Raw genomic sequence first — 12,737 nt, 5'->3', positions numbered from 1 at the left:
GCCACGCGGGCGGACAGCTCACCGGGAGTATCCTGCTGGGCTCGGGGCGGTGGTGGCCGTACCGTAGTCCCGAACCTGTCCGGAATCTCCCTGTGTCCCCGCCGACCGCCAGCCGGCGTAGGAGGAAACATGTCCGCCGACCGTATCGACGCCGTCGTCAGCCTCGCCAAGCGCCGGGGTTTCGTCTTCCCCTCCAGTGAGATCTACGGGGGTACCCGGTCGGCGTGGGACTACGGTCCGCTCGGCGTGGAACTCAAGGAGAACGTCCGCCGGCAGTGGTGGAAGACCATGGTCCAGCAGCGCGACGACGTGGTCGGTCTCGACTCGGCGGTGATCCTGGCCCGCGACGTCTGGGCCGCCTCCGGCCACCTCGACGCCTTCGTGGACCCGCTGACCGAGTGCCAGTCCTGCCACAAGCGGTTCCGGGCGGACCACCTGGAGGAGGCGTACGAGGCCAAGCACGGCAAGGCGCCGGCCTCCCTGTCCGAGCTGAACTGCCCCAACTGCGGCAACAAGGGCACCTTCACCGAGCCGAAGATGTTCAACGGCCTGATGAAGACCTACCTCGGCCCGGTGGAGAGCGACGAGGGCATGCACTACCTGCGCCCGGAGACCGCCCAGGGCATCTTCGTCAACTACAACAACGTGGCGACCACGGCCCGCAAGAAGCCGCCGTTCGGCATCGCGCAGACCGGCAAGTCGTTCCGCAACGAGATCACCCCGGGCAACTTCATCTTCCGTACGCGCGAGTTCGAGCAGATGGAGATGGAGTTCTTCGTCGAGCCGGGCACCGACGAGCAGTGGCACGAGTACTGGCTCGCCGAGCGCTGGAACTGGTACGTCGACCTCGGGCTCTCCGAGGAGAACATGCGCTTCTACGAGCACCCGAAGGAGAAGCTCTCGCACTACTCGAAGCGGACCGTCGACATCGAGTACCGCTTCCGCTTCGGCGGCACGGAGTTCGCCGAGCTGGAGGGTGTGGCCAACCGGACCGACTTCGACCTCTCCACGCACAGCAAGCACTCCGGGGTCGACCTGTCCTACTTCGACCAGACCAAGGGCGAGCGCTGGGTCCCGTACGTGATCGAGCCGGCCGCCGGCCTCACCCGGGCCGTGCTCGCCTTCCTGCTCGAGGCGTACGACGAGGACGAGGCCCCGAACACCAAGGGCGGGGTGGACAAGCGTACGGTGATGCGCTTCGATCCCCGGCTGGCCCCGGTGAAGGTGGCCGTGCTGCCGCTGTCGCGCAACGAGGCGCTCTCCCCGAAGGCCCGGGGCCTCGCCGCCACCCTGCGCAAGCGCTGGGTGGTCGAGTTCGACGACTCGCAGGCGATCGGCCGCCGCTACCGCCGCCAAGACGAGATCGGCACCCCGTTCTGCGTCACCGTCGACTTCGACACCCTCGACGACGACGCGGTGACCATCCGGGACCGGGACACCATGACCCAGGAGCGCGTCTCCCTCGACCAGGTCGAGCGCTACCTGATCGAGCGCCTCCCCGGCTGCTGATCGGCTTCGGCGGGCTGCTGCGTTGGTTGGTGGCAGGGGGCCCTTGTTACCGCTTTTTGCGGAGCAGGGGTCCCCTGCAGACACCTCGGACGCCGGGTGTGCCGGGGTATCGCGGTGCGGCGGTGCCGGGGTGTCGCGGGGCGGCGGTGGCGGGGCGCCGGGGTGTCGCGGTGCGGCGGGGTTTTCGCCGGGAGGCGTCACCGGGCTGGCGACACCACGACTCCGACGCTTGCGCCCAGCCCACGTCGGGAGCGGTAGGCGTCCTCGACGGTTCGCCGCACCTGCTCCGGCCCACCACGGATCTGTGCCGGGGTGAAATGCAGGACGAGGATGCCGTGCCGACCCAGTTCGTTGTGCCGGCGCATCGTCCGGGCCCAGTCGTCGGGCGAGAAGTGGAACTCCCGGGAGTCCACCTCCAGAGCCACCGCGGCATCGTCGAGGTACCCGTCGGGCGTGGGTAGCACGCCGCCGTCCGTGGTCCGTAGCTGCGGATTCCAGTGGATTTCCGGCAGCACCCGGCTGGCACCGAGGCACTGCCGCAGCTCCGCCTCGGGCGCCGACCGCGCACCGGCGACGACCTCCGCGAACGCCCGCCGTACCAGGGCGGTGCTGCTTCGCCGGGCGCGACGGATCTCCTCGTCGAGGGAGTTCAGGTCGGTGAACTCCCGCTGAATCGCCTCGGTGACGATGGCCCGTACCGGCCGGATCTGCCGCAGGCGGCGGGCGGCGTCCACCACCGCCCGGGCGGGCGAACAGACCGGATAGAGCCGGGTGCGCCGGGCCCGCGCGTCCAGGGTGAGCGCACGGGTGATCACCACGTGACCGGTCGAGCGTCGCCGTGCGTGGTGCGGCACCACCAGGTGGACGTCCGGCGTACGGGGACCCTGGCGGAAGCCGTACCAGATCAGTGCGGCCAGGCCGGTGACCTGGGCGTCCGGTCCCGCGTAGAGCGCTGCGGCGATCAGCCGTTGCTCATCGGTCAACGTTCCGGTGACCAGCGCGTAGGTGGCCGGGAGGACGCGTTGCCAGATGCCCCGCTTGGCCTGGCGGCACATGTGGTTGTCGGCGAACCCGGCGGCGAGCAGTTGCGCCCGGGTGACGATCTGGTGCTGGACTCGTGCGGTCTCTTCGAGGGTGTGGCGCTGGCTCATGCCGGGAGGGTGCCTGCCGGCCCGGCGCTCCGTCCGCCCCGCCGGCCCTGGCTGTGGACAACCGGGCCTCCTGTGGACGACCACCGTCCACCGCCCACCGTGTGCTATGCGCCGCCCTGCCCCGCGGCGTGTGGCGTGCTCGCCTGAGGTGGTTGCAGGGGGCCCTTGCTACACAAAAAGCGGTAACAGGGGACCCCTCCTTACACTTGAGCGGTGAGTGGAGCAGGGGTGTCGGGTGGGTTGCGGCTGGGGCGGCACGAGGTGTGGCCGCCGGTGGTGCTCGCGCCGATGGCCGGTATCACCAATGTCGGCTTCCGCCGGCTCTGTCGGGAACAGGGCGGCGGCATCTACGTCTGCGAGATGATCACCACCACCGCCCTGGTGGAGCGGAACCCGAAGACGCTGCGCATGATCGCCTTCGGTCCCGAGGAGCGGCCGCGCAGCCTCCAGCTCTACGGCACCGACCCGGAGACCACCGCCGCGGCCGTGCGCATCGTGGTGGAGAAGGATCTCGCCGATCACATCGACCTGAACTTCGGCTGCCCGGTGCCGAAGGTCACCCGCCGGGGCGGCGGTGCGGCGTTGCCGTGGCGGCGTCGGCTCTTCGCCCGGCTGGTGAAGGCCGCCGTGGACGCCGCGTCACCCGCCGGGGTGCCGGTCACGGTCAAGATGCGCAAGGGCATCGACGACGACCACCTGACGTACGTCGAGGCCGGGCTGGCCGCCCAGGACGCCGGGGTCGCCTGGGTGGCCCTGCACGGGCGGACGGCCGCGCAGCGCTACTCCGGCACCGCCGACTGGGACGCCATCGCCACCCTCAAGCAGGCGCTCGATGTCCCGGTGCTCGGCAACGGCGACATCTGGGAGGCCGACGACGCGCTGCGGATGGTCGCCCACACCGGGGTCGACGGGGTGGTGATCGGGCGCGGCTGCCTGGGGCGGCCGTGGCTCTTCGCCGACCTGCACGCCGCGTTCGACGGCCGGCCGGAGCGGCGGCTGCCCACCCTCGGCGAGGTGGCGACGACCATGCGCCGCCACGCCGCACTGCTGGTGGAGCAGTTCACCGCGGGGTCGCGGACGCCGGCCCGGGGCGAGCGGGACGGTTGCACCGACTTCCGCAAGCACGTCGCCTGGTACCTGAAGGGCTTCCCGGTCGGCGGTGAGCTGCGCCGCTCCCTCGCCATGATCGAGAGCCTGGCGCAGCTCGATGACCTGCTGGGCAAGCTCGACCCGGCGGAGCCGTTCCCGCTCGGCGCGCTCGGTCAGCCCCGGGGCCGGACCAACTCGCCCGGCAAGGTGTTCCTGCCCGACGGCTGGCTGGCCAGCCGGGACGACGACACCGTCCCCGAGGGCGCCGAACTGGCCGACTCCGGCGGCTGAGGCGGGGTTCTGTCGCCCCGTCGGTCGGCTCCCGGGGCGACCCTGGTCAGCCCGGCGGCGGGGGAGGATCGGCCAGCCGGTCGACGAAGGCGCGTACCGCCGCCCGGTCCATCGTCTCCCCGACCGCCCGGGCACGGGCGTACGCGGTCGGCGAGAGCGCGGAGGCGACCGCGGCGACCTCGCGGGGGCTGTCGTACGGGTCCATCAGCTCGGGGGAGTAGCCGGCCCGACCCCCGATGCCCGCCACCGCGCCGAGCAGGACCGCGCCGTCCGCCGCGCGGCCGGTCATGCCGAGCGTCCCGGCGAGCAGGTGCAGGGCGGCCAGCCAGCCGGTCACGTCCTCCAGGTCGTCCAGTCCCCGGGTCGCGGTGAGCGCCGCCCGGTACGCGTCGTCGGCCGCCCCGGCGTCGGCCGCCACCTTCGCGCGGAACCAGTGCGAGGAGCTGACCGACCAGCGGTAGCCGATCCGGGTGCCGACCCGGATCGCCTCGTCCAGGGTCGCCGCGGCGGTCTCCAGGTCGCCCCGGGCCCGCGCCAGGTAGCCGTTGGTGGAGAGCGCCTCGGAGAGCAGCCAGTCCACCCCGGACCGGCGGGCGTGCCGTACCCCGTTCTCCCCGGCGACCGCCGCCTCGGCGATCCGGCCCCGCATCGCCAGGTAGTACGCCTGGTAGACGTAGGCGCGCGCGACGGGGGCGGGGTCGTCGGTGGTCAGGGCGAGGTCGAGCGCCGCCCGGTTGGCCGCCCCGCTCTCCTCCAACTGTCCGGCGAGGTAGAGCAGGGAGGCGAGCGCGGTCAGCGCCCGGGCCCGGTCGACCGGGGGCGCCCCGGCGGCGGCGTCGATGGTCTCCCGCAGCCAGCGGACGCCCTCCCGCAGGTGGCCCCGGTGGTACCAGTACCAGGACAGGTCGGTGGCCAGCCGCATGCCGGCCAGCGGCTGGTCGGCGGCGAGGGCGAACGCCAGCGCGGCCCGGGTGTTGGCCTGCTCGGCCCCGAGGGTGCGGTACCAGCGCAGCGCGTCGGGCCCGCGCAACCCCTGGTCGGCGGCGCGTGCCAGACCCAGCGCCCAGTCCAGGTGACGGTGCCGTAGCCGGTCCCGGTCGGCCGGGTCGAGCAGTCGGTCGGCGTACTCGCGCAGGATCTCCAGCAGCCGGTACCGGCGTGCCGCGCCGGCCGGGGTGCTGGCCACCAGCGAGCCGGTGACCAGGCCGGTGAGCGGGGCCAGGACGTCCGCGCCCGCGCCGGCCACCACCTCGGCGGCGTCCAGGTCGAAGGTGTCGGCGAAGACGCTGAGCCGGGCGAACAGGTCCCGCTGGGCGTCGTCCAGCAGCCGGTAGCTGTTGTCGATGGTCCGGTCCAGGCTGCGGTGCCGGTCCGGCAGGTCCGGGCGGGTGCTGGTGATGGCCAGGGAGCGGCCGAGCCGATCCAGGATCTGCGCCGGGGAGAGGACCGCCATCTGGGCGGCGGCCAGCTCGACGGCGAGTGGCAGACCGTCCAGCCGGACGCAGATCCGCGCCACGTCCTCGTGCTCCTCCGGGTCGCAGGTCCAGTCCGGGGCGACCGCGCCGGCCCGGTCCAGGAAGAGCTCCACCGCTGTCGTGTCGACCGGCAGCGGTGGCACCGGGAAGCGGCGCTCGCCCCCCACACCGAGCGGGCGCTGGCTGGTCGCGAGGACGCGTAGACCGGGCAGGTCGGTGAGGAGCCGCAGCACGACGTCGGCGAGCGCCCCGGTCAGGTGTTCGCAGTTGTCCAGCAGCAGCAGGACCTCGGCGTCACCGACGGTCGCCGCCACGGCGTCCAGGCCGGACAGGACGGCCAGGCCGAACGCCTGCGCGATGGTCGCCTCCAGCAGGCCCGCGTCGTGCAGGCCGGCCAGCTCGACCACCTGTACCGGCTGGGGGAGCCGACGGCAGACCTCCCGGGCGAGGCGGGTCTTCCCGCTGCCGCCCGGACCGGTCAGGGTGACCAGCCGGTGCGTCCCCAGCAGCCGCCGGACCTCGTCCAGCTCGCGGTCCCGCCCGACGAACCGGTCCAGCGGCAGCACCAGCCGGGACCGTGCCGGCGTGGGCGTGACCGGGCCGGTGGGCGAGGGCGCGGTGGTGGGCCCGGTGGAGGGGGGCGCGGTGGTGGGCCCGGTGGGCGAGGGCATGGTGCCGGGTCCGGTCGGCGACACCGCCGACGGCGCGGTCGGTGTCGTGAGCAGCTCCGGATCCTGCCGCAGGATCGCCTGGGCGAGCGCGGCGAGGTCGTCGCCGGGGTCGAGGCCGAACTCGTCGACGAGCAGCCGCCGGGCCTCGTGGTACGTGGCCAGCGCCTCGCTCTGCCGGCCGTCCCGGTACAGCGCGAGCATGAGGTGCGCGACGCCCCGTTCCCGCAGGGGGTGGTCGGCGACGAGCGCGCGGGCCGCGGCGACGCCGCCGGTGACGTCCCCGAGGGCGAGCATCGCCTCGACCCGCGTCTCGGCGGCGACCAGGCGCAGCTCGCCGAGGCGGGCGATCTCGGCCTGGGCGAAGGGCACGTCGGTCACGTCGAGCAGGGCCGGGCCAAGCCAGAGCGCGAGCGCCTCCTCGACGGCCCGGTGACCGGCGGAGGGGTTCCCGGCGGCCAGGGCCGCGCGCCCCTCGGCGAGAAGCCGCTCGAAGCGGTACGCGTCGATCACGTCGGGGTCGGCGACGAGCCGGTAGCCGGCGGGGTGCCGGCACAGGGTGTCGGTCCCGAGCACCCGGCGCAGCCGGGACACGTACGTCTGGAGCGCGTTCCGCGCGCTCGGCGGTGGCTGCTCACCCCAGATCGCGTCGACGAGACCCTCCACCGAGACGATCCGGTTCGCCTCCAGCAGCAGCGCGGCGAGTGCCGCCCGCGGCTTGGGGCCGCCGATGGCGAGACTCCGCCCACCCTCGGTGACCTCGATCGGCCCCAGGATCCAGAACTCCACGGTCCCCCCTCACGGCCGTCGGCCGTCCCCGCCGGCGCGTCGCACAGTCGCCGGCTCTAGTCCCGGACGCGTCGACGCCTTCGGATGGTTGCCAGGGCTCTGCACGCGGATTGCGAGTGATTTCTGACAGTCTCTGCCCGCACGTCCGGCTTCCCCCGCCCCCGCCCGCCGGACCCGTACCGCTTCCGTAGCACGAGATGGAGAGATGACCGTGATGGTGTCGCAGGTGAGCGCGGAGGGGTCGGCGTGGCCGGCGCCGGACGCGCCGGTGGGGGAGCCGCGAATCCGGCAGCGGCCGGTCCGGCGGCGCACGGTGCGGGTCGGCCGTCCCGCCCTGGCCCGGCACCTGGCCGTGCTGCCGTCCTGCCCGGAGGACGCGGTCCACGTCGGGCCGGCGGCGGTCGGGCCGGACCGGGCTCTGTCCGGGGTGGGCGACCCGGCCGCCGCGGTCATCCGGGTGGTGGTGGTCGACGGTCACCCGGTGTTCCGGCTCGGGCTGGCGGCCCTGCTCGGCTCCCTGGCCGATCTGGGGGTGGTCGGGGCCACCGGCGATGTCGCCACCGCGCTCACCCTGGTGGACCGGCACCGCCCGGACGTGGTGGTCATCGACCCGCATCTGGCCGGCCGGGCCGGTGCGACGGCCGTCCGGGACGTCGTGGCCCGCCACCGGCGCACCGGTGTGCTGGTGGTGACGACGCTCGACGACGACGAGTCGGTGGTCGCCGCGCTCCGCGCCGGGGCCCGGGGCTACCTGCTCAAGGGAGCCGCCCCGGCCGAACTGGAGCGGGCGGTGCGGGCGGTGGCCAACGGCGAGGTGCTGCTCGGCCCCGGGATCGCCGGGCGGGCGGTGGGGCGGCTCACCGGCGAACGCGGGGCGGGTCCGCCGCCCCTGCCCGAGCTGACCGGACGCGAGCGGGAGGTGCTGGACCTGGTCGCCCAGGGGCTGACCAACGTGCTGGTCGCCCGGCGGTTGGGACTGAGCCCGAAGACCGTCCGCAACCACCTCTCCACGGTGCTGCACAAGCTCCAGGCCGCCGACCGCAGCGAGGCCGTCCGCCGGGCCCGGCAGGCCGGGCTCGGTCAGCTCTCCGGTGCGCGGGGCGCGGGCACGGCGGCCACCGGCCAGGGCACCTCCGGGCTGCGGTGGTAGCCGGTGCCGGCGACCTCCCAGCGGGGACCCTGGGCGGCCAGCCGGCGACGGAACCCGGCCCAGTCGTGGGTGGCGCGCGGTGACCAGCCCAGTTCGGCGAGGGCGGGCAGCCGGGGCAGGAGCATGTACTCGAGTTCGGCGCGTGAGGTGACGTACTCCGTCCACAGGGGCGCGGCGACGCCGAGCACCGCCTCGGCCGGTACGTCGTCCAGGTAGCCGGCCGGGTCCCAGTCGTACGCCCGGCGCACGTCGATGGCGCCGGCCCAGTCGTGCCCGACCGGGCTGTCCGGGGCGTACCGCATGTCGAGGTACGTCCGGTCGGCGGGGGACATCAGCAACCGCGCGCCCCGCCGGACGGCGTCGGCGACCACCGGGTCGGTGGCGGTACGCCCCCAGTACTGGAGGACCCGGCCCGGCGAGTGCGGGGCGGGGGCGATCTGGTGCCAGCCCAGCACGGTCTTGCCGGTGTCGGCGACGATCCGCTGCACCCGGTCGACGAACCGGGCGTACGCGTCGGCCGGCACCTTGAACGCCTCGTCCCCGCCGATGTGCAGGTACGGCCCCGGGGTGAGCGCGGCGACCTCGCCGAGCACGTCGGCGACGAAGGAGTAGGTCAGCTCGCGGTCCGGGTCGAGGTAGCTGAAGCCGACCTCGGTGCCGGTGTACGGCGGCGGCGTGACCCCGTCCGGCGCGAGCCGCCCGTACGCGGTCAGCGCCGCGTGGGTGTGCCCGGGCAGGTCGATCTCCGGCACCACGGTGACGTGCCGCTCGGCCGCGTACCCGACGATCCGCCGGTAGTCGGCCTGGCTGTACCAGCCGCCGGGGCCGCCGCCGACCGCCGTGGCCCCGCCGATCTCGGCCAGCCGGGGCCAGGAGTCGATCGCGAGCCGCCAGCCCTGGTCGTCGGTGAGGTGCAGGTGCAGGTGGTTGAGCTTGTAGCGGGCCAGGTGGTCGACGACCCGCAGGACCTCGTCCACCGCGAAGAAGTGCCGGGCCACGTCGAGCATCGCGCCCCGGTGGCCGTACCGGGGGTGGTCGGCGATAGTCCCGCCGGGCAGCGACCAGGGCCCGCCCACCGGGGTCGGGCTCTCCACGGCGGCGGGGAGGAGCTGGCGCAGCGTCTGCACCCCGTGGCCGAGCCCGGCCGGGGTGGCGGCGGTGAGCCGTACCCCGGTGGGGGTGATGTCGAGCCGGTAGCCCTCGGGGCCGAGACCGGGGTCGGCCAGGGCCAGGGTCAGCGCGCCGGCCACCGGGGCGGCCGGGTCGACGGTGACCGGCAGCGGGTGGCCGGTGGCCGGCCGGAGCAGCGTGGCGAGCCGGTCGGCCTCCACGCGGGCCGCCGGCTCGGCGCGGATCACCGTGTCGGCGGTCAACGGGAAGTCCGCGCCGGGCTCCGGACGGACGCTGGCCGGAACGGGCAGCACGTCGCCCAGCGCGACCGGGGTGGTCCGGCCGGAGACGGAGGTGACGACCGGCGGGACCGGCGAGGGGGTGGTGGGCACGGGGACCTTCCGGGGGCAGGGGGTGTAACCGCGACGCTTCTGGCAAATCCACCTCGGCCGAGGTGGGTGCGCCAAGCGTACGAGAGGACGGCTGAGCTGCGTGAACGTGCGCGTGGAACCGTTCCCACCAACCCGTACGAACGCACACAGTCGTGATGACTGTGCCGATTGTCACCGGATGGTCCCCGTTGCCCGCCCGGTCGCTTAACCTTCGCCCACCGGCGCCCTTCCAACCCGGATTACCAGCCGGTGACCTCGGGGTACATGGGCGACTGAACCTTCGTTAAGTGTCCGACGGCGTGCGCGTGGAGGGTCTGGTGGCAGTGCAGGGAACCGTGGAACGCAAGTACGTCTACGACTTCGCCGAGGGGAACAAGGACCTCAAGGACCTGCTCGGCGGCAAGGGGGCGAACCTGGCGGAGATGACCAACCTCGGTCTGCCCGTCCCGCCCGGCTTCACCATCACCACCGAGGCGTGCCAGGAGTACCTCACCACCGGCCGGGAGCCGGACGGCCTGGCCGACCAGGTCGCCGTCCACCTGGCGGCCCTGGAGCGGGCGATGGGCCGGCGTCTCGGCGACCCGGACGACCCGCTGCTGGTGTCGGTCCGTTCCGGGGCGAAGTTCTCCATGCCCGGCATGATGGAGACCGTCCTGAACGTCGGCCTCAACGACCGCAGCGTGGTCGGGTTGGCCCGCCAGGCCGCCGGATCGGGGGGCCCGGCCGGCTCCGCCGGCTCCGCCGGCCAGACCGACTCCGCCGGCGCGGACCGGTTCGCGTGGGACTCGTACCGCCGGTTGATCCAGATGTTCGGCAAGACCGTCTGCGAGGTGCCGGGGGAGGAGTTCGAGCACGCCCTGGAGGACGTCAAGCGGGCCCGGGGCATCCGTGACGACGTCGACCTGGACGCCGACGACCTGCGCGGGCTGGTCGACGCGTACAAGAAGATCTTCCGCAAGCACACCGGCCGGGACTTCCCGCAGGAGCCGCGCGAGCAGCTCGACCTGGCCGTCCGGGCGGTCTTCGACTCCTGGAACGCCGAGCGGGCGGTGCTCTACCGGCGGCAGGAGCGCATCCCCGCCGACCTCGGCACGGCGGTCAACGTGGTCGCCATGGTCTTCGGGAACCTCGGTCCGGACTCCGGCACCGGGGTCGCCTTCACCCGGGACCCGGCCAGCGGCGCGCAGGGCATCTACGGCGACTACCTGGCCAACGCCCAGGGCGAGGACGTGGTCGCCGGCATCCGCAACACCATCCCGTTGCAGGAACTGGAGCGGCTCGACCGGCGGTCCTACGACGAACTGCTCGACATCATGGCCCGGCTGGAACGGCACTACCGCGACCTGTGCGACATCGAGTTCACCATCGAGCGCGGCAAGCTCTGGATGCTCCAGACCCGGGTCGGCAAGCGCACCGCGGCGGCGGCCTTCGTCATCGCCGGGCAGCTCGTCGACGAGGGGCTCATCGACCTGGACGAGGCGGTGCACCGGGTCACCGGAGCGCAGCTCGCCCAGCTCATGTTCCCCCGCTTCCAGCTCGACCACGAGATCCAGCCGGTGGCCCGGGGCATCGGGGCGTCGCCGGGCGCGGCCGTCGGCCGGGTCGTCTTCACCTCAGCCCGCGCCGTCGAGCTGGCCGCCGGCGGGGAACGGGTGATCCTGGTCCGCCGGGAGACCAACCCGGACGACCTCGAGGGCATGATCGCCGCCCAGGGCATCCTCACCTCCCGGGGCGGCAAGACCAGCCACGCGGCGGTGGTCGCCCGGGGCATGGGCAAGACCTGCGTCTCCGGCGCGGACGCGCTGGAGGTCGACGTCCCGGGGCGGCGGTTCACCGTCGCCGGGCAGACCCTCACCGAGGGGGACGTCGTCTCCATCGACGGCACCACCGGCAACATCTTCCTCGGCGAGGTGCCGGTGATGCCGTCGGAGGTGGTGCAGTACTTCGAGGGGAGCCTCGACCCGGAGCACATCGACAACGCGCTGGTCCGCGCCGTGCACCGGATCATGACCCACGCCGACCAGCGTCGGCGGCTGGCCGTCCGGGCGAACGCCGACACCGGCGCGGACGCCGCCCGGGCGCGACGCTTCGGGGCGCAGGGCATCGGGCTCTGCCGTACCGAGCACATGTTCCTCGGTGACCGGCGGGAACTGGTCGAGCGGCTGATCCTGGCCCGTACCGACGACGAGCGGGAGAAGGCGCTCGCCGCGCTGCTGCCGTTGCAGCGGGCCGACTTCGTGGAGATCTTCCGCGAGATGGACGGGTTGCCGGTCACCGTGCGGCTGATCGACCCGCCGCTGCACGAGTTCCTGCCCCCGCTGGAGCAGCTCGCGGTGAACGTCGCGGTGGCCCAGGAACGGGGCGAGGACGTGGCGCAGGAGGAGGCGCTGCTCGCCGCCGTACGGCGGATGCACGAGGAGAACCCGATGCTCGGCCTCCGGGGCGTCCGTCTCGGCCTGGTCATCCCCGGCCTGTTCGCGATGCAGGTCCGGGCGATCACGGAGGCGGCCGTGCAGTGCGCCCGCGACGGCGTCGCCGCCCGGCCGGAGATCATGGTCCCGCTGGTCGGCGCGGTCCAGGAGCTGGAGACGGTACGTGCCGAGGCGGAGCGGATCATCGCCGAGGTGGTCGGGGGCAGCGGCGTCGAGGTGCTGATCGGCACCATGATCGAGGTGCCCCGGGCGGCGCTGACCGCCGGCCAGATCGCCGAGGCGGCGCAGTTCTTCTCCTTCGGCACCAACGACCTCACCCAGATGGGCTGGGGCTTCTCCCGGGACGACGTCGAGGGCGCGTTCTTCTGGCGTTACCTGGAGCTGGGCATCTTCGGCATCTCGCCCTTCGAGTCGATCGACCGGGACGGGGTGGGCCGGCTGGTGCGGATCGCCACCGAGGAGGGCCGGGCCGCCCGGCCGGACCTCAAGATCGGCGTCTGCGGCGAGCACGGCGGCGACCCGGACTCGGTGCACTTCTTCCACGAGGTGGGGCTGGACTACGTCTCCTGCTCGCCGTTCCGGGTGCCGGTCGCCCGGCTGGAGGCGGGTCGCGCCGCCGTGGAGACCACCGGCTCGGACAGCCGCTGACCTGCCCGGGACCGGTGGGGGCTCGTCCGTCCC

The 12,737-nt window shown here is 73.7% G+C and carries 7 protein-coding genes; 4 read left to right on the top strand and 3 right to left on the bottom strand.

Going from position 1 to position 12,737, the window contains the following annotated elements; all coding sequences use genetic code 11:
• Positions 1 to 129 precede the first annotated feature (129 nt).
• A complete protein-coding gene (locus IGA62_RS05305) occupies positions 130 to 1,509 on the top strand; it encodes a glycine--tRNA ligase (RefSeq protein WP_145815990.1) in 1,380 nt (459 codons plus the stop codon).
• Between the two features lie 197 nt (positions 1,510 to 1,706).
• Here the strand turns inward: IGA62_RS05305 and IGA62_RS05300 are convergent, their stop codons facing one another.
• Positions 1,707 to 2,660 carry a hypothetical protein gene (locus tag IGA62_RS05300; RefSeq protein ID WP_145815991.1) on the bottom strand — a complete coding sequence of 318 codons (954 nt, stop codon included), beginning with the start codon at positions 2,658 to 2,660 and terminating at the stop codon, positions 1,707 to 1,709.
• 213 nt (positions 2,661 to 2,873) lie between these two features.
• On the opposite strand from IGA62_RS05300, the gene dusB reads away from it, so the two are divergent.
• Positions 2,874 to 4,040: a tRNA dihydrouridine synthase DusB gene (gene dusB, locus IGA62_RS05295; protein WP_145815992.1), complete on the top strand. Its 1,167-nt coding sequence runs from the start codon at positions 2,874 to 2,876 to the stop codon at positions 4,038 to 4,040.
• A 46-nt stretch (positions 4,041 to 4,086) separates the two neighbouring features.
• Here the strand turns inward: dusB and IGA62_RS05290 are convergent, their stop codons facing one another.
• A complete protein-coding gene (locus IGA62_RS05290) occupies positions 4,087 to 6,972 on the bottom strand; it encodes an AfsR/SARP family transcriptional regulator (protein ID WP_190289258.1) in 2,886 nt (961 codons plus the stop codon).
• 205 nt (positions 6,973 to 7,177) lie between these two features.
• On the opposite strand from IGA62_RS05290, the gene IGA62_RS05285 reads away from it, so the two are divergent.
• Positions 7,178 to 8,122 (top strand): response regulator, encoded by a 945-nt coding sequence (locus IGA62_RS05285; RefSeq protein WP_232624883.1) that lies wholly within the window; start codon positions 7,178 to 7,180, stop codon positions 8,120 to 8,122.
• On the opposite strand, the gene IGA62_RS05280 is transcribed toward IGA62_RS05285, so the two are convergent.
• Positions 8,053 to 9,624 (bottom strand): beta-N-acetylhexosaminidase, encoded by a 1,572-nt coding sequence (locus IGA62_RS05280; protein WP_377465198.1) that lies wholly within the window; start codon positions 9,622 to 9,624, stop codon positions 8,053 to 8,055. The genes IGA62_RS05285 and IGA62_RS05280 overlap by 70 nt on opposite strands.
• A 317-nt stretch (positions 9,625 to 9,941) precedes the next feature.
• Between IGA62_RS05280 and ppdK the strand changes: the two genes are divergently transcribed.
• Positions 9,942 to 12,704, top strand: a complete 2,763-nt coding sequence (ppdK, locus tag IGA62_RS05275; RefSeq protein ID WP_145815995.1) for a pyruvate, phosphate dikinase — start codon at positions 9,942 to 9,944, stop codon at positions 12,702 to 12,704.
• Positions 12,705 to 12,737: the final 33 nt, after the last annotated feature.

Origin of the sequence: Micromonospora sagamiensis (genome assembly GCF_014680085.1) — a bacterium.
In the GTDB taxonomy this organism is placed as follows: Bacteria; Actinomycetota; Actinomycetes; order Mycobacteriales; family Micromonosporaceae; genus Micromonospora; species Micromonospora inyonensis.
The sequence above is the reverse complement of the archived record's forward strand: the minus strand, read 5'-3'. Positions and strand labels throughout refer to the sequence as shown.

Coding starts and splice junctions, on each gene's coding strand:
- IGA62_RS05285 (WP_232624883.1), top strand. CDS start 7,178: ATGACCGTGATGGTGTCGCAGGTGAGCGCGGAGGGGTCGGCGTGGCCG.
- IGA62_RS05300 (WP_145815991.1), bottom strand. CDS start 2,660: ATGAGCCAGCGCCACACCCTCGAAGAGACCGCACGAGTCCAGCACCAG.
- IGA62_RS05305 (WP_145815990.1), top strand. CDS start 130: ATGTCCGCCGACCGTATCGACGCCGTCGTCAGCCTCGCCAAGCGCCGG.